This window comes from Mycobacterium sp. E2462 (genome assembly GCF_001672685.1).
In the GTDB taxonomy this organism is placed as follows: Bacteria; Actinomycetota; Actinomycetes; order Mycobacteriales; family Mycobacteriaceae; genus Mycobacterium.
In genome coordinates, this window is record NZ_LZKC01000443.1 from 16,025 (window position 1) to 33,377 (window position 17,353).

15 protein-coding genes are annotated in these 17,353 nt (G+C 67.4%); 6 read left to right on the top strand and 9 right to left on the bottom strand.

Annotated elements, in window-relative coordinates:
- Positions 1-10: 10 nt before the first annotated feature.
- The gene (locus A5714_RS22705) at positions 11-1,465 is read right to left on the bottom strand and encodes a biotin carboxylase (protein WP_068074287.1); all 1,455 of its coding nucleotides are present in this window, start codon (positions 1,463-1,465) and stop codon (positions 11-13) included.
- A 330-nt stretch (positions 1,466-1,795) separates the two neighbouring features.
- Here A5714_RS22705 and A5714_RS22710 point away from each other — a divergent pair, with 330 nt between their 5' ends.
- Positions 1,796-2,089 (top strand): hypothetical protein, encoded by a 294-nt coding sequence (locus A5714_RS22710; RefSeq protein WP_068289162.1) that lies wholly within the window; start codon positions 1,796-1,798, stop codon positions 2,087-2,089.
- A gap of 13 nt (positions 2,090-2,102) precedes the next feature.
- On the opposite strand, the gene A5714_RS22715 is transcribed toward A5714_RS22710, so the two are convergent.
- The 3 genes from A5714_RS22715 to A5714_RS22725 are packed head-to-tail and all read right to left on the bottom strand — an operon-like array spanning position 2,103 to position 7,664.
- On the bottom strand, positions 2,103-5,468 hold the full coding sequence (locus A5714_RS22715) for an ATP-binding protein (protein ID WP_068289121.1): 3,366 nt from the start codon (positions 5,466-5,468) through the stop codon (positions 2,103-2,105).
- Positions 5,461-6,171 (bottom strand): DUF4194 domain-containing protein, encoded by a 711-nt coding sequence (locus A5714_RS22720; RefSeq protein WP_068289124.1) that lies wholly within the window; start codon positions 6,169-6,171, stop codon positions 5,461-5,463. The genes A5714_RS22715 and A5714_RS22720 overlap by 8 nt, the downstream gene beginning before the upstream one ends.
- Positions 6,168-7,664 carry a DUF3375 family protein gene (locus tag A5714_RS22725; protein WP_068289131.1) on the bottom strand — a complete coding sequence of 499 codons (1,497 nt, stop codon included), beginning with the start codon at positions 7,662-7,664 and terminating at the stop codon, positions 6,168-6,170. The genes A5714_RS22720 and A5714_RS22725 overlap by 4 nt, the downstream gene beginning before the upstream one ends.
- A gap of 226 nt (positions 7,665-7,890) precedes the next feature.
- On the opposite strand from A5714_RS22725, the gene A5714_RS22730 reads away from it, so the two are divergent.
- Positions 7,891-8,127 carry a hypothetical protein gene (locus tag A5714_RS22730; protein WP_068074139.1) on the top strand — a complete coding sequence of 79 codons (237 nt, stop codon included), beginning with the start codon at positions 7,891-7,893 and terminating at the stop codon, positions 8,125-8,127.
- Positions 8,128-8,138: 11 nt separating this feature from the next.
- On the opposite strand, the gene A5714_RS22735 is transcribed toward A5714_RS22730, so the two are convergent.
- Positions 8,139-8,972 (bottom strand): helix-turn-helix domain-containing protein, encoded by an 834-nt coding sequence (locus A5714_RS22735; protein ID WP_068289133.1) that lies wholly within the window; start codon positions 8,970-8,972, stop codon positions 8,139-8,141.
- A 102-nt stretch (positions 8,973-9,074) separates the two neighbouring features.
- Between A5714_RS22735 and A5714_RS22740 the strand changes: the two genes are divergently transcribed.
- Entirely contained in the window at positions 9,075-9,776 is a 702-nt protein-coding gene (locus tag A5714_RS22740; protein ID WP_068074135.1) for an SDR family NAD(P)-dependent oxidoreductase, read from the top strand.
- 28 nt (positions 9,777-9,804) lie between these two features.
- On the opposite strand, the gene A5714_RS22745 is transcribed toward A5714_RS22740, so the two are convergent.
- The gene (locus A5714_RS22745; RefSeq protein WP_068289136.1) at positions 9,805-10,317 is read right to left on the bottom strand and encodes a nitroreductase/quinone reductase family protein; all 513 of its coding nucleotides are present in this window, start codon (positions 10,315-10,317) and stop codon (positions 9,805-9,807) included.
- Positions 10,318-10,432: 115 nt separating this feature from the next.
- Positions 10,433-11,269 carry an NlpC/P60 family protein gene (locus A5714_RS22750; protein ID WP_068289141.1) on the bottom strand — a complete coding sequence of 279 codons (837 nt, stop codon included), beginning with the start codon at positions 11,267-11,269 and terminating at the stop codon, positions 10,433-10,435.
- A 238-nt stretch (positions 11,270-11,507) separates the two neighbouring features.
- On the opposite strand from A5714_RS22750, the gene A5714_RS22755 reads away from it, so the two are divergent.
- Positions 11,508-12,146, top strand: coding sequence for a sensor domain-containing protein (locus tag A5714_RS22755; RefSeq protein WP_255377870.1), 639 nt, complete (start codon positions 11,508-11,510; stop codon positions 12,144-12,146).
- A 60-nt stretch (positions 12,147-12,206) separates the two neighbouring features.
- Here A5714_RS22755 and A5714_RS26770 read toward each other — a convergent pair whose 3' ends face one another.
- Complete coding sequence (locus A5714_RS26770) at positions 12,207-12,977, bottom strand: sensor domain-containing protein (protein ID WP_197513880.1); 771 nt, start codon at positions 12,975-12,977, stop codon at positions 12,207-12,209.
- Positions 12,978-13,149: 172 nt separating this feature from the next.
- Here A5714_RS26770 and A5714_RS22765 point away from each other — a divergent pair, with 172 nt between their 5' ends.
- Entirely contained in the window at positions 13,150-15,417 is a 2,268-nt protein-coding gene (locus tag A5714_RS22765) for a bifunctional diguanylate cyclase/phosphodiesterase (RefSeq protein WP_068289143.1), read from the top strand.
- 220 nt (positions 15,418-15,637) lie between these two features.
- Here the strand turns inward: A5714_RS22765 and A5714_RS22770 are convergent, their stop codons facing one another.
- Entirely contained in the window at positions 15,638-16,693 is a 1,056-nt protein-coding gene (locus A5714_RS22770; RefSeq protein ID WP_156747458.1) for a zinc-binding dehydrogenase, read from the bottom strand.
- Positions 16,694-16,737: 44 nt separating this feature from the next.
- On the opposite strand from A5714_RS22770, the gene A5714_RS22775 reads away from it, so the two are divergent.
- Positions 16,738-17,211, top strand: a complete 474-nt coding sequence (locus A5714_RS22775) for a helix-turn-helix domain-containing protein (RefSeq protein ID WP_068289147.1) — start codon at positions 16,738-16,740, stop codon at positions 17,209-17,211.
- The last annotated feature ends 142 nt before the right edge of the window (positions 17,212-17,353 follow it).

Genomic DNA, 17,353 nt, shown 5'->3' on the forward strand with positions numbered 1-17,353 from the left:
TCGGCCCTGCTCACGCCCGCGCGACAAGCCGCGAGACGATTGGCGCGGCCGGCGTCAGGGGCGTCGAGACGAATTTCGCCTTCATGCCCTTGACCCAGCGCTGGCAGCGCTCGCTGAGCCGATAGTCGTCCGTCTGCAGGTGTGAGCGGGTGACGAGCACGCCGAGTTGCGCACCCTGGGACCGCAGGTCGCCCGGGGCGGCGACGCGCATGTAGAAGGCCTCGGAGCCGTCGAGCAGCGTGGCCCAGTCGTTGGCGGACCGGGCGAAGGACACCCGCCCCTCGTCGTCGATGCGCCAGACGCCGGTGCGCGGCGTGGCGGTGAAGATCTCGAGGTCGGGCGACGTCTCGGTGATGATCACCTGGCCCCAGACTTCATCCTCGCCATAGCCCCGCTCCCAACGCGCGTTGATCTCCGCGATGTCGAGTTCGTAGTCGACGTCCATGTATTCGAGCAGGTGGAAGAGGAACAACGGCATGTCGGCGTAGGCCTCGGTCGTCAGGTTCGTCATGGGGCTCGCCCCGGAAAGCCGCGGATTCACCTCGCCGAGGTAGAGCTCGTTGGAATCGAGGTCGTGCAGGAGGTCGACCTCGAAGTAACCGCGATAGCCCTCGCGGCGCATGACGTCGCCCAACTTGCCCACCATCTCCCGCGCGGCGTGCGTCTGCGCCGGCGGCAGCACCTCACGCCAAATGTCGTTGCCGCACCAGCTGCCGCGGCTGGGCGTCAGCTCCGAGTATCCGACGAGACTGGTCATCGCGGGTCCGATCACGGTGCCGTGGCGGGTCACGGCACCCTCGAGGCACACCTCGACGTTGCGGATGCGCTTCATCACCTTGAATTCGGGCTGGGAGCTCAGTTCGGCGGCGTGCTCGTCCCAGTCGCGCTGGCCGTGCACGAAGAACGTCCCGCTGCCGGCGTTGCCATACGCGATCGAGATGACGAGATCGTCGCCCAGTCCGGCGCTTTCGGCCAGCGCCAGCAGTTCGTCGTAGGAGCCCGCCCGCCCGATGACATGCGGCACGCTCGGAATCCCCGCCTCGTTGGCGAGGCGCGTCATCACGATTTTCGAGCCCAGGCGATTGCGCAACTCGATCGGCGGGTGCATGACGTCCAGACCCGCCTGGCGTGCGAGGGCTTGAATCTCCTCGTTCATCATCACGAAGCAGCACTTGCCACCGGGGCCTCGACCCGCGATGAACTCGAGCGTCTCGGGATCGGAGAGCAGATGGCTGCAGACTTCGTCCATGGAGTCGAAGTCACGGCGGTCGCGTCGCCGCGGCACGAACACCCGCGAATGGGTGCCCTCGAAGGAGTCAAAATAGGTGAGGTAGAAGAAGTTTCGCACCCAACGGTCGATCCCCAACAGGTTGAACGGGGTCGGCGAGATGAAGTAGAGCGGCACCTTGTTGGTGTGGAAGAACGCGCGAATGTCCGACAGACCGTTCAGCGGGGCGGGGGCCATCAGGCGGCCCAGGCTGACGTCGACGCCCACGGGCGACACGATGACGGGGCGGGCGGCGGCGCCGTGGCGCAGAGACGAGGGCTTGCGGTCATGCCCCGATTCTGCGTGATGCCGTTGCCGGTGTCGAAGTGGGTGCTAGCGGGGTGCGCGATCTGGACACTGGTCGCCACCGTCCGTTCGCCGCGCGTTCGCAACACCCGACTCTGCGGGGTGGCGATGACGAAACCGTGGGCGACGGGGCCGCTGCGGTGCGCCCCGATCGTGTCCTCGGCTCTGAGTGGGCGCACCAACGCGCCGGGAGCGGCGTCCGCCGCCGCTTACGATCGGCCGATGCCCGACCCACCGACCACCGACGACGGCCGCTACGTTGTCATCGCCGGCCGACGATGGCGCGCGACCGACCCATCGATCCCCGACGATCGTCGCTCGGAACTCGTCCGGATCCTGATGGCGTGGCGCCGAGAGGTGCGCCGCACCCGGGGCACCGCTCGGGAGTCGGAGGCCCGGGCGGGCGTGCACGCCGCGAAGGTCGCGTTGGGGGAGCGCGGCACTCCGCCGTGGTGGGAAGAGACGGACAGCGAGCGCCGCGCCCGCTGGCAGGCGCACGTCCCCGAGCCGACGTAGCGCCGCGGGGCCGTCACACGCTGGCGGGCACTCGCTCGGTTGCGGTGGCCCGCATCGTGTGGCGCAGGGCGGTGAAATCCGTGATCGTCTTCGTGGTCACGGTCGCCACGGGGCGGGCGCCGCGGCCGGTCGCTTCGCGTTTGGACACCATCACCACGCTGTCGATGTAGGGCTGAATGGTGGTGGCGTTCTGCACGGTGGCGACGATGACCAGCTGGAAGCCGAATTTGCGGAACGCCTGCAACGCCTGCTGCGCGAATTGCGGGTCGGACTTGGAGAACGCCTCGTCGAGCATCAACTGCGCGAAAACCGGCCTGTTGTCCGCACTTTCGGGGTTGGCCAGGTTGAAGCTCAGCGCCCCCGCGAGGCAGAACGCCATCAGCTTCTCCTGTTCCCCGCCGGAGTTGTCGCCGGCGTTGCTGTGGGTCCGGATCAGCTCGCCGGTGCTGACATCCCACTCGGCGCAGTCGAAGGTGAATCGGTTGCGGACGTCGAGGGCGTCGCGAGTCCAGGCCTTGTCTTCCGGTGCGGTCGAGGCCAATCGATTGCGCAGCCGCACGATGTCGGCGTACTGGTCCAGGATGGCCTGCTTGTCACCGAGGCCGACCTCGGCGATGCGCCGCGAGATGGCACGGACGATCTCGGTGAGTTCGGCGACCGCGGTGAGGCTGCGCGACGTGGCCCGCAACGTCAATCGGGTGCCGCGGTTGAACTCCACCGCGCTCAGACCCGTGTTGACGCGTTCCATCTGCTCGCTGATCCGCCGGGCCTCCTGCTCGGCGACGCGGTGCAGGGTCAGGATGGCGTCGGGCGCCTGCTCGGTGACCAGGCGCAGCATCCGCTCGTAGGCCTCGGGCAGTTCCCGTTCGTCGATGTGGCGGCACAGCGCGACGTAGTCGTGGACGCGCTCGTCGAACACGTCGCTGTCGTTGGGGATCGCGTCGGGGAACGCGGTGTCGAACGTGTTGAGGATTCGCGCGAGCTCATCGTAGGAGCGCCTGCGGCTCTCGCGAAGTTGTTCGCGTTCGCGCCGGATTGCGGTGAACACCGCGTCGCTGTGCGGTTCGGGATTGAGCATGTCCAGCGACACGGGTATATCGGCGGCATAGCGATCGAGCAGCTCGGTCAACGGCTCGGACACGAACGGCGGGTCGAGCCGCTCCTGCAACTCGAGGAGACGCGTCCGGCGCGCGTCGAGGTCGTCGCGGCGGGTCTGGATGGCGCCGCGCCGGGTCATGAGCGCCTGGATCTGCTCCCAGCACTCCTCGGCGCGGGCGGTGAGCGCCTCGATGTCTGGATTGTCGGCCAGCAGCAACTCGAACTGCTCGCGGAGCCGATCGGCATGCCCGTCGGCGGTTTCGGTGTCGACGTGGGTCCACTGCTCGAACTGATCACAGATCGCCTTGAACGCGGCGACGCGGTCCCGCCACTGCTGGCGTTGGGCGGCGATGTCATCGGCGACGCTGCGGGCTCGGCGAAACGCCTCCTCCGCCTTGGCCAGCTCCACGGTCAGCGCGTCGATCTTGGCGGCGACGTCGCCCTGGTAGAGGTAATCGGACTGTTTGAGCGGGCGACGGTCGTCTTTGATGGCCAGTCGCTCGGAGTCCTTGTACAGCCCGGTGTCGGTCACGGCGCGCCGGAACCGAGGGAACAGGTCCGGCGTGTCCACGCACACGTGATCCCCCGCGGCGGCGATGACGTCGGCGGCCTCGGCCGCGCAGTCGTGGGCCGGGTCAACCACGAACAGCTTGCCGCCCAACGTGTTCGGGTCGGCCTCGGTGACTTCGGCACCGACCAACCTGGCGCGGACGTGATGCAGTTGCAGCCGCCCGCCCATGTTGGTGTCGTTGACGAACCGCAACACCGCCTCGTAGTGGGTGTCCGGGACCAGCAAGCGCAGGCCCACCCCGCGCAGCACTTTTTCGACGGCGACGCGCCAGCGACTCTGCTCGGGCCGCAGGTCCATCAACTCGGCGATGTAGGGCAGCTCGCCGGGGTCGGTCCCGACAGCGGCGCAGATGTGTTCGCGCATCGCTAACGCGAACTCCGGAAGTGCCGACCCGACGTGCTCGACGCGTCTGAGTTCCTTGGCCGCGTCGTCGCGGACGATGCGGGCGACCTTCTGCGCGTACTCCGCGTCGGTCGAGGCTTCGCGGCCGCGATCCAGTTTGGCGAGCAATTCCGTTGCCCGAGTGCCGAGTTCCTCGCGCAGGTTCCAGAACTCCTCGGCGGTGTCGGGCGCGTCCAGGCCGTGCGCGTTCAGCATCGCTTCGTAGGCGCCGCGTCGGCGCGCCACCTGCTCGGCCTGCGCCTCGGCGGCGGCCACCTGGGATTGCAGCGGCCCGAGGCTGGCGCTGGACCCGCTGATCTGCGCGTTCAGCGAATCACCTTCGGCCTTGGCCAGATTGAGCTGGCGGGTGACGTCTTCGTATTCGTTGCCGAGCTGGTCGATGGTGGCGTCGAGCGATGCGATCTGAACCGGGCACTGGGCCAGTCGAACGTGATCGGTGTGGGCGCGGACCATCGGCTGATCGACGAGGTCGATGATGCCCAGATCGGACGACTCCGAGGCGTAGCGCTGCTGGATCTTCTCGATGTCGCCGAGGATCTTGCGTTTGCGTTGCGCGACGGCCAGCAGCTCGCGAGCCTCCACTAGCGGGTCGATCTGCTTGAGCGCCTCGGGCAGCCGGGCCAGGCTTTCGGGTTCGTCGAGCATGAACTCGCGGACGAACTGCTCCAGCCCGCCAACGCTTTTCAACGACTTCGCCTTGCCGAGCAGCTGCTGGGCTGCGTCGGAGGCGCGGATGCCGATAGTCGCGTAGAGCTGCGCGAGGTATTGCGACTCCACCTTGGTGGAGAACCGCCAGTCGTCTTTGAACACCGCCGCGTCGAAACGGCCGGCCGCCCACCGGTTGCACACGTCCTCGATGTCACGATCGCCGTCGGCCAGCGCATACCGGCTCGAGGAATCCGATCGCGATTCACCGGTCAGCCACTTGAGCACGAGCCCGGTGACGGTGCGGCCGGTCGTACTGCGGTAGGTGACGGCGACCGCCGACCAGGCGGTGCCGTCACCCCGCAGGTACATGACCTTGCTGGTGCCGGCGTCGCTGCGCTGCCCCCACGCCCCGCGTACGTATTTGTCGACGGTGCGTCGGCCGGCGCCCGAACCCGCCGCGGTGTTGTCACCGGAGGCGTTGAAGTTGCGCCGGTTGAACGGCAGAAAGCCCAGCGAAATGGCGTCCAGCAGTGACGATTTGCCGCTACCGGAGGCGCCGGCGATCAGTGCGCCGCCCTCGCTGAACCGGATCGAATGGTATCCGTCGAAGACGCCCCAGTTGACGACCTGCAGGCGCGCCAGGTGGAACTGTTCAGTCATCGGCGGCTTCCCCCTCGTCATCTAGACCCGTCCCGTCGGGGGCGCCGCCGCCCAACAGGATCTCGAACTGCTGCTGCAGCTCGGCGATCACCGAGGCCGTCATCACGGCGTTGATGACCGGGCTGACCGTGTAGCTGTCCTCGTCGTCGCGGGTCCTGCGCAGAATTTCCAACGACGCCAGCCGCGCGATGGCGCCGTCGATGCGCCCCGAAAACGTGACGGTGTCGCGGTCGACGTCATTGAGAACCCCGGAGAACAAGCCGTGCATCTCGTCACGACTGATCACCACGGCCTGGTCCCCGGAGGCGCGCATCATCTGCGCCAGGTGCAGGGCCAGAATCGAGTCGTAGGTGCCCAGCGGTTCGCGGCGCAACAGCTTGACGCCCCTGGCGGATTCGTAGCGGGCCTGTTCGACGAACGCCACGTCCGCGCCCTCGACGACGCGGAGCAACAGGTCGAGTTCGGATAACCTGACGCACAGCTGGGCCCGGTACTCCAAGACCCAGGTGTAGACGTCGCGGTCGGTTTCGGCGCTGAGGTAGCGGCGGGTCAGCAGCTGCTGTAAGGCCCAGCAGGCGCGGTCGGGCAGTTCGGACACGTCGCCGTCGAAGCGCGGCCGGCGCTGGTGCGGCGCACGCGCGGTCTGGTCGACGTCTGGCAGCGCCGAAAAGCCGCTGTAGTCCGCGATCTCATCGACGGTCATGCACTCGCTCCTTGCGGGGTGGAAACCGGTTCGGTGAACAGCAAGCGCGGCACCTCCATCTCACGGTCGCGCCCGTCGAGTGACCGGAACCGCACGGTGGCCGATCCGGGCACGGTGCCGGAGTCTGGTTGTTTGAGCGCCCAGGACCACAGCACGATGATGTGACCGAGGTAGGCCGACTCGAGCATGGCCACCGCGTCCGGCAGCGACACCGCGGCACCGGAGCCGATAGCCGTATTGATCATCTCCGACATCGCGGGCGCGTCCACCTGGGTGGTCAGGGCGGCGAAACTGGTCAGGTCGACCTCGCCCTCGGCCGCGTGCGCGGGCTTGGGATTCGAGAGGTCGCCAATCCGAAAGCTCAGCGCGCCAACGGATGTGAAGGCGTGGCGGGCCAGGGGAAGCTCGATATCCAGCCGCGAATCGGTCAGCGAGGACTTCAGGAGGTTGCGGGCGGCGCCGATAGCCTCGTTGAGCTGACGGGCCACGCCGCGGCTCTGTTCGAGGGTACCGAAGGCGGTGAATCGTTTGATGCGTTGGGCGCAGCGCTGCTGGATGCGTTCGACCTCGTCGATCTGGTGTCCGACCAACTCGAAGAAGCCGGCCATCACCTTGCGCAGCGCCGGGTCGAGGGCGGGCAGGGCTTCGGCGACCGCGGCGACATCGGCCTCGAACTCGGCGCGGTGGTCGGGATCGTTGATCATCCGCAGGAATGCGCGGTGCGAGTCGCGCCCCTGGGAATCCCACGCGGCCTCGTAGTCGGCGTACATGCGACGCTGCCGATCGCGGTACTCCACGTTGCTGTCGATCGGCTCGTCAAGGGCCGCGGTGGCCCGCTCGATCATGGTCCCGTACTGACCGATGTCGGTGATCAGGCGTTCCATCTGCAAGGCGATGGCGTGGGCTTCATCGTAGGCGTCGGTGAGGTCGACGTCGTGGTCGTCCGGGCGTCCGGCGTCATCGAGCGCATCGAGTTCGGCTTGCAGCGCGCAGATTTCGGCCTCGATGCCGGCGCGGACGCGGCAGGGGTCGTTGCCGACCCGCAGGGCGACCTGCTTGAGCCGCGCCGCGATGCCATTGATGGAGCCGCCGGTCGCGATGGTGTCCTGTCGCCGCATGCCGCGCAGGAAGTCGAGCGCCCGGCGCGCCTCCTGGGTCAGGTAGCACAGGTTGCGCTCGATCCCGGAGCGTTGGTCGGCCACCCGGTGCAGCCAGCCTTGGCTGGCCCATGACTTGATCAGCGCCAGCCCGGACTGCTCGCCGGCCGGATCGAGCGCGGCCAGGTCGCGCTCGAGGCGCACGACGAGGTCGGTCTCGGGCACCACGCCGCCGCTGAGCTGACGCTCCATCAGGGTGGCGTAAAGGTTGAGGTTGAGCGCGGCCAGGAGGCGGATCGTGGGGGAGCCCTGGAGGCCGCGATTGAGCTCGAGCAGGTCGGCAGGCGACAGCGTGGTGTCGTCGTCCAGCACGTGCCCTCCGTTCCTGTCGGTCATAGCTCGGACGGTCCAACATAGGGCACGCGGACGACAAACCGCGTTCACCGGGTCGGGTGTCGGGGGACGGTTGGGGGTGGCGCAGTCACAGCCGCCACATGAACTCCTCCGACCCCAGCAGTACCAGCGGGAATGACGTCCGGGCGCGCCGCTCCGGTCATCCGCCGGCCGGGCAGCGTCCCTTCGTTCACACCCCGATGACCGCCGCCGCGGCTAAAATCCCCTCATGGACACGCTGCTGCTCATTGGCAAGGTGTTGTTGCTGAGCTTTCTCGTGGTCGGCTGCGGCGTCGTAATCATCACGTACGCCCGCAAGCGCCGCGCCGGCGTGCGGCCGTGGCGAAACCCCTACGCCGCGCCCTACCTCGATATCTATAGCGGGGGGCCACCGCAGATACCACCGCCGCCAACGGTCGCGGAGCGGCCCGCGGCCGGTGACCCGCCGGCTCCCGGCCGCGTCTGACGCGCCGAGAGCTAACGGGCGAACGGCTGAGTCCCGACGACCGCGAGCAGCGCCAGTCTTTCGGCATCATCGGAACTCGGGTCGGCGGTGTACACCATGATCGTGAGGTCAGCGCCGGGCACCGTCAACACATCGCAGTCGAGGGTGATTGCACCGACCTGCGGATGGTCGATGATCTTGTGAGACGAAAGCTGTTGCGGCGCAACCACTTCGGCGTCCCATAATTCGGTGAACAGCTCGCTTCGCGCACGCAGTTCGTCAATGAGTCGCCGGACGTTCTGGTCGGCGGGGTAGCGTTGGGCGGTCGCACGCAGCGTCGAAACCTGAGCGGCCCGCAGCTCGAGCAGCGACTCCGCCGTATGCCGCACCCGGCCGGGCGCCCCAACGAAATTGCGCCACACCGCATTACGCTCATCGCCGACGTGTTCGCCCATCAGCGCCACGTAAAGCGGGCTAGCCACCAGCTGTGTCATCGCGGCGTCGAAGACGGCCACCGGCGTCTCACGGAGCCGGTCGAGCATCCGCTGCACCCCGGGCGGGATATACGCCGGCACAGTGCCCTGGCCGGGGGGCACCCGACCGGCCAGGTTGAACAGTCGGCCCCGTTCGGGAGCCGACAGCCGCAACGCACGAGCGAGCGCCTCGATGACCTGCGCTGACGGATTGACGGCCCGGCCCTGTTCCAGACGCGTGATGTAGTCCACCGAGATCCCGGCCAACTGGGCCAGTTCCTCGCGGCGTAAGCCCTTGGCGCGTCGACGCCCCCCGACCGCAAGCCCCGCGTCCTGCGGGCTCACCCGGTCGCGGTATCGCCGCAGGGCCAGCCCGAATTCCGCGGTCGCCATGTTTCCACTGTGCGCCTGTCGCCTCGCGACGTCCTGGTATTCGCAATCCTAGGAAGACGAGGCGGCTGGCAAGGGTACCGAGCCCCGGCGCACGGTAGACGCATGACGACAACACTCATCACAGGTGCCAACAAAGGTATCGGCCTGGAAACCGCTCGACAGTTGGCGGCGGCTGGACACTCGGTGTACCTCGGCAGTCGCGATCTTCGGCGCGGCCACCAAGCCGCAGAGCAGGTGGGCGGGCGAGCCATCCAGTTGGACATCACCGACGAGGCATCGGTTCGGGCCGCGGTTCAGGTCATCGAAGCCGACGGGGGCCTGGACGTACTGATCAACAACGCGGCCGTGGAGGAACGCGCCGACGGTAACGCGATCATCGGTCCGCGCGACGTCACCGCCGAGGTAGTGCGAAAGACGTTCGAAACCAACGTGTTCGGCACGGTGCGCATGTTGCACGCGTGCCTTCCCCTGCTCGAGAGGTCCGCCGCACCGGTGGTGGTCAACGTCAGCAGCGGCCTGGGATCGGTGGCGCTGTTGGCGCCCGCTCCGCCGGATTTGTATCCCGGAGTGGCCTACCCGGCGTCGAAGGCCGCGTTGAACATGATCACGGTGCAGTACGCCAAGGCGTTGCCGCATATCCGGATCAACGCGGTGGACCCCGGATTCACCAAAACGGACTTGAACGGCAACACGGGCACCCAGACGGTGGCCGAGGGCGCCGAGGCGATCGTCAGGATGGCCCAGATCGGTGCCGACGGCCCAACCGGGAGCTTCGTCAACAGCCACTCAGAGCTGCCTTGGTGACAAGCCCGCTGACCGCGCCGCTCGACGGCTACCGCCGTGCCAACGCGAAGACGCGGATCTCGCGGCGGGTGCGGTCCCGGTAGGCGCCGTAGTTGCCCGCGTAACTGACGAATTCCTGATAGATGCGATCCGCCTCGGCGCCCGCGAGTTGCGTTGCGCGAATCGGGATTTCCTGACCCCCGATGGCGACGGTGGCGTTCGGTTCAGCGAGCAGGTTGGCCGTCCACGCGGGGTGCTGCGGTTGGCCGAAGTTGCTGCCGACGACGAACAGGCGGTCGCCCTCGCGCAGGTAGGTCAGGGCGATTTGGCGGGGGCGTCCCGACTTTCGCCCGGTGGTGGTGAGCAGCAGCAGGGGGACCCCGAACGGCCCCAGCAGGGTACGCCGGCCCGCGGTGTTCCGCAGGACCCTAGCGTCAACTGCCGTCAAGTGACGCAGGAGCCAGGCGCCGCCTTTCGATCCGAGAAACCCGGTGATTACTTTCATGACGGCCGGGCCGGGGTCGCGGCCCCACCGCACGTCGGGAAAGGCGGGCTCGGTCATGGTCACTCCATTCAGGCGCGGGCGCAGCTCTGTTCAGCTACTCACCTTGAGGACGATTCCTCAAGCAGAAGCGTTCGCTTTCACCGGCGCTCGCCGACGACAGCGCTGGCTTGCGTCAGTCGATCGGACGCCAGGCGCCCAGAACGGCGTCGCGATACCAGCCGCGACGCTGGCGAACCTGCACCCCGGCCAGGCTTTGGGCATTGACCCGGCTGTCGATGATGTGTTCCTCGTCGATGTAGATGACCACATGCGATGCCTGGCTCTGGTCGCCGTTCGGGTGTAGGAATATCAGATCGCCGGGTTCGAACGGGCCCGCCGCGGAGATCCGCAGGCCCATCGGGCCGGCGGTTCCCTCCCACTGCCGATGCACATTGCCGCCGAACTTGATTCCGAGGCCGTAGTTGTAGACCCAGGCGGTGAGGTTGGAACAGTCCAGGCCGGCCCCGGCGGCCCAGGCGGTCGAGTCCGGCGGGGCGTCCGGGTCCGGATTCTCCGGGACGGCGCCCGCGTAGGTCGTGGAGGAGGGGTCCCACCCGGGGATGTGGTGATGCCGATACTGCAGCGCCAGCGGGTTACCGGGCGTATTGACGTAGCGCAGGGACACCGCGACGATGCGTTCGCGCCGCCATGTCGCGGAATCGCAGCCCGCACCTTGCGGGACGGCCGGTGCCGGCAGGGCGTCGGCGTTCGGCCCCCATCCGTGATTGACGTAGCGGCCGTCGGCGTCGGTGCGGTACCACTCGGCCGGGGGATCCGGCGATTGCGGCAGGTTGTCGCGATCAGCGAAATCGGCCGTCAACGAGGCCCACGCGCAGGAGAAGTGGTAGACCGACGCGGTGTCGGCGCGAGATTGTTCGCCGCACACGTCGGCAACCACTCCCCACGCCGCTGCGAAGAAGGCGAGCAGGATTCTGCCGAACAGCGTCGCGCCAGGCGTCCACACGGTCATTCCGGGCTCCCTCGAGCGCGTCGGGTTGCCGGGTGCTCCCCGGCGCAGCCACCAGCCCTGACCACCTAGCTGTTCTGCGAGTCATCGACCGGCCGGCTTACCGAAACACATCGTGCACCAGGCGTCGTGGGTCGACAATAAAGTGCCGAGTTGAGAATGCAGCGGCGTGGGGGTGAAGGTTGTGAAGCGGACAGCGACGTCATGGCAGGCGCTGCTAGTGATCGCGTGGAGTGCCGTGGTGACGGGATGCACGGTTACCACTGTCGGCAGGGGTGTCGCGGCACCGACGCTCGGGCACGCTCCCCGGCCGTTGCCGGCGTCCGCACTATCGGGTTTGCTGCTCGACAACCGCGATTTCGACGCCATCATGGGTGCCCGCCTGGAGGTCGTCGACTCGCGAAAGACGATGTACACCAATGCCCCGCTCGACGACGGATGCCTGGTGTGGGCAGAAGCGCAGGACTACAACTACCAAGGCAGCGGATGGACCGCCATGCGCGAAGAGGTACTCAAGGACCGCCGTGACAACGCCGACCATATCGCCTATCAGGCCGTGATCGCGTTCCCAGAAGCGCTCGGCGCCAACAACTTCTACGCCGGCCAGGTGACCAGCTGGTCACGATGCGACAACCGGCGTGTCGATCTTCATGACCCCGGGGATACCGGTCCCCACTACTGGGAGCTAAGTAAGGCCACCGCCCGCGACGGCGTCCTGACGATCACGCGGACCCAGGAAAACGGGCGCGGATGGGCGTGCCAACGGGCGTTGACGGCAGCCAACAACATCGTCATCGACGTGAGCGCTTGCGCCGATGACGTCGGTCAGCGGGGCGCTGAAATCGCCCAGAAGATCGCGGGGCACGTTCCTACGGCGTAGCGGACACCACGCGGACACCGTCACCCTCTTTGCGGCGCCTCGTCACCATGCGCGGCGTAATCACGTCAGAGAGCTGACCTTCTGCATCAGCAACTGGGCGACGTCGACGGCGGTGGCGGTGTGGGCAGACGAGCCGTCACGGTCCGCGCTGGCATAATAGACGACTTTCACTTCCAAGAGGCAATTGACCCGCACACCGACGGCTCGCGCTTCCGGCATCGTCATGTAACTGCTGATGTCGTCGATCGGGGCGGAGAGCACCGAATTCTTTTCGGCGATGGAGCCGACCCGGGAGGTGAAGTTGGGGTCACCGCCGATGGTCATCGTCGCACCGCCGCACGAACGCCAGCGACGGGCCAACGCGCTGAATGCGGCGTCGGCTGCCCGTGCGTCGGGCAACGCCACTACCGCCTCCTGCACGGCGATCGCCGCGGGGTTCGGGCTGGAATACATCCAATCGCTGGTGGCAACCGCCCGCACCTCCGAACCCGCATAGCTGTCCTTGAGGAGCGGATCGACCACGCCGCCGCAATCGGGAGGCGTCTGGGCGTTCTCCTGCAGAAGCTCGCTACCGCCGAAACCCCCGGGCTGATCGGGATCGGTCTTGAACGATTGCCCGAAAGCTCGGTTCAACTCCGCGTTGTCGAGAAGGGCCCGTTCGACCTCCCGGCCGGTGAGCGGACGGGGGACGAGGCCCGGCGCGGGCCGCGCCGCCCCGCCGACGATTGCGGTGCACCCCGTGGCAAAGCCTGCGACGAGCAGCAGGGACACCCACCCCCGCACACAGTTGCGGCTGCCGGCGATCGGTTTTCGCACGCCCCCGGCGGTCACGGCCCGATCCTGCCACAGGCTTAGGGCGCTGCGTCGCGGTTCACCGAGCCAAGGAGCCGGGCGGCGCGGCTGCGCGCGGCGGTACTGAATTCCCTGATCTGCCGATAACGGTCCCGGTGCCGCGCCGTTCTGCCAGGATGTGCACGATCTACCGCGGGCTTGAGGGGGCGCGTTGTCGTTTCTGAGCCGCCGCTTCTGCGGCGCGCTGTCTGCTGTGGTCGTCGTTACGGCAGCGTTCAATGCGCTCGGCCTGTGGGGGACCGTGATGGCGCAGCGGGCACAGTTCGGTCTCGAAGCGACCGTGTGCGTCGCCGCAATGCTGGTCGGGCTTCGCGTCGTTCGGCGGGTGCGCGGCTTGGCGCGGTGGTGGCGAGTCAGCTTGCTCGCCGCAATCGCGGTATTCCTTGCCGCCGAGGCTGTCTCCCAACCGGTCCGGATAGCCGATGACGGTGCCACCGCGCCGATAGCGGCCGTCGTCGGCTATTTCGTGGCGGGACTGCTGTTCGCGGTGGCGCTGGTGTGCCTCGTCCGATCCGGCCATGGGGCGGGCCCGGCGCTGCGGGGCCGGCAGGGCATCGTCACCGTCGGCCTGGACGGAACGTTGGCAGCATTGGCGTTCTTTCACCTGGTCTATGTGGCTCGGTTGGGGGCCATGCACGGCGCCGCGCTGCCGCGGTCGACCAACGCTCCAGTCGTGGTCGGTATCGCAGCGGTCGAGCTGGTCGTGGTGGTGACCGCTGTTCTCGTGGCCATGTGGTACCCGCTCGATCGGCCGGGGCGGACCAATTACGTGCTGCTCGCGGGAGCGGTCATGACCCTGGCCTCGTCGGACCGCCTGCTGGCCTACCTCCGCAGCGTGGAAGTGACGCGGCTGGACCTCTGGGTCGGCACCGGGTTTGTCCTCGCTCCGCTGCTCATCGCGTGGAGCCTCGCGGATTTCGGTGCCCGACCTGTCGCAGAGTCCGGCGAAGAGACGCCCACCAACTGGGCGCAGCTGACCCTGCCCTACGTCGGGTTCATGGGCAGCACCGCTCTGGTCACTTTTCACGAGCTCATCGGACGCCGCGTCGACCCCACGTTCATCGGTACCTACGTCGCGATGGCGGTGCTCGTGTCGACCCGGTACTGGGTGGCGATGCGAGTGCAGCGCACGCTCACCAAACAGCTCATCGAGGCAAAACAGCGACTGACCCATCAAGCGCACCACGATGCGCTGACCGACCTGCCCAATCGGTTGCTATTGGCTCAGCGGCTGGATGACGCGATACGCGACGGGCCCTTCGTGTTGATCTTCGTCGACATCGACGACTTCAAGGAGGTCAATGACCGATTCGGACACGCCGCCGGTGACGAGTTGCTGTGCGCGGTCAGCGCGCGGCTGCGCAGTTGCCTTCGCGCCGAGGACACACTGGCCCGCATCGGCGGCGACGAATTCGCGATCCTCATCGCCGGTGTCGTGGCGGCGCCCGAGCTGGTCGCCGATCGACTACGAGTGGCGCTTCGCGGCCCCTTCTCGATACACGGCACTTCGGTGCGGGTGCGCGCCAGTATGGGGTTGGTCAGTCCCGCGACCGATGGGGTGCGGCAGACCTCCGACGATCTTCTCCGGCAGGCCGATATCTCGATGTACACCGGAAAGCGGCTAGGCAAGGATACCGCGGTGGTCTACCGGCCGGCGTTCAGCGTAATCGAGGACTTTCCCACCGCGCTCAGGCAGGCGAAAGGTCAGGCACCCCAAGGCTTTAGGCTTCGCTACCAACCGATCGTCGGCCTACCACAGGGCACCCCGGTCGCCGTGGAGGCGCTTGCCCGCTGGACCACTCCCAGCGGGATTCACATTCCTCCCCAAACCTTTGTCTCGCTGGCCGAAGCCAACGGTCTGGGGGCGGAGCTCGACGCGCTGGTGCTCGACCAGGCATGTGCGGATATCCAGGCGTCCGGCCTCGCGGTCGACGTCCATGTCAACATCGGAGCCGCCCGCTTGGGCAGCTCCGACTTGGAACGGCTCATCAGCCGCACCCTGGCCCGCCACGGCCTGTCCCCGCAACGGGTCGTCCTGGAGATCACCGAAACGGTTCCCGTCGTTGATCTCTTCGAGGGTGCGGCGGCGATTCGGCGCCTGAACGATCTGGGCGTCAGGGTGGCCTTGGACGACTTCGGTGCGGGATACAACTCGCTGACGTATCTGCACGAGTTACCGGTTCAGATCGTGAAACTGGACCGCGGATTGGCGATGGGCGTCGAGCCCAGTCGAAATCTCACGCTGTATCGCTCGGTGATGGGACTGTGTAAAGCGCTGGGCGTCAGCGTGATTGCGGAAGGGATCGAAACCGCGGAGCAGGCCCAGACCGTTTTCGCGGCCGGATGTGGGCTCGCGCAAGGCCACCTGTTCGGCCGGGCGACGGAGCTGAGCGAGATTCAGCACCTGCCGCGGCGGTAGCGGCCGGAATTGCGGCACGTCGAGTCGACGGTGTCGTCCGTCCGGCATGTCCTGCAGCGCTCGCACATACCAGTAGGGCTGATGGGTGGCGCGGCAGCGCACCGCCGGTCGCGCTCGTCGCAAGGCGCAAGCCGACGGCGCCCTCGCCGCCAAGAGCGGTGGACCTGGTGTGACTCAGGGGTTGTGGGCCGGGCACGGCATAGCGTGCGGGATCGGATGGTCACGCCCGCATGAGGGATGGTGCCACGAGGACCGGCTTGGCGTAAGGCTCCAGCAGAACGTGCGGAGCGTCCACCCAATCGTGTTCGGTCACGACTGCGCTTGGATCGAGGCGTCCACTGCCCAGCAGCCCGAGCAGCGTCTCCAGATGCGGTGTCACGCTCACGAAGCCGGTGGCGAACGTCATGTCGCGTTGATACATGTCCCACAGGGGAACCGGAGCGTCGCCGAACACCATCGCGACGTTCGACAGGTGGCCGCCGGGAGCGACGCATCTGATGGCCTCCGCGAGCAGAGCGGGCCCGGGCGCCGCGCCGACGACCACCGGATACTTGCCGTGGTCCCGGCCGCTGTCGACCCGAGAGAACACCGTGGCGCCGAGGCCGCGTGCCAACTCGCGGCGCTCCTCCTTGGCGTCGACAAACGTCACCGCCGCGGCGCCCAACGCGAGGGCGTGTTGCACCGCGAACAGCCCAAGACTGGGCAGGCTGTTCAAGACCAGCACAGGAGCGCCCGGGCGCCGCGAAAGACCCCGCCATACCGCGACATACGCGTCGGTCAAGTTGTCGCTGCAGCTCGCGGCGCGGACCGGATCCACACCTGGCGGCAGCTTGGTCAGCATGGCGTCGGCAAACGGGACGCGAACGCGATCGGAGAACAGTCCGCCCCAGTCGCCGCCGATGGGAGCACCGTAACCCGATAAGCCGGGGACGGCGGTGCAGGCGGCGGTCAGGCCGAGTCGACACTGGCCACACGTACCGCAATTGATGTGCCACGGCACCACGCACACGTCGCCGGGTTCGACGTTGCGTACCTGATCGCCGATCGCGATCACCTCTGCCACGCATTCGTGCCCGATCGGGTAGTCGCTCCCGAAATCGACTGCGCCGGCGATGATGCTGCGGTCGAGGTCGCAGGTGGTCGAGGCGAGCGGATGCACGATCGCCTCAGTCGCTGCCTCGATCTGCGGGTCGGGATGTTCTCGCCATTCGATGGTCCGCTTGGCGATGAAGTGCAGTGCCCTCATGTATTCCTCCGCCGTCGGTGTCGCCGCCACCCGCGTAGCTCGATAGCGATCTTAAACTCAGCTAGACTACCGCCATGGATTTCGATCGTTCACAGTGGAGCGGCGAGAACTGCTCGGCCAAGCGCACGTTGGAGATCGTCGGCGAGAAGTGGACGTTTTTGGTGCTGCGCGAGGCGTATTACGGAGCGCGTCGCTTCGAGCAGTTTCACGCCGGCATCGGATGCGCCCGAAACCTTTTGACCGACCGGCTCAATACGCTGGTTGAACACGGCCTGCTGCAACGTTCGCCATACCAGGAGCCCGGTGCCCGTCAGCGCAACGAATACCGCCTGACCGAGGCGGGTATCGATCTGTTCCCCGCGCTGGTCGCGCTGATGCAATGGGGCGACCGCTGGGTGGCCGACCCCGAGGGCCCTGCCGTGGAAATCACCCATCGAGATTGCGGCCAACTCGTCAAGGTCGATCTCCGTTGTTCGGCCAACCACACAGGACTGACCGCCCGCGACACCGTTCCCAGGCCGGGGCCGGGCGCGCGGCGTGCGGGTTGACGATCGGGGCGGCCAGCCGTCGCGATCGTCTGCAATGCCGCGGCGACAAATCGTGACTTGGCGGCGCCCCGGCCCGGGACGGCGTCGGATTCTCGACCCGGCGATCTTCATCGTTGGACAACGGGGTCCTTGCGCACTGCCG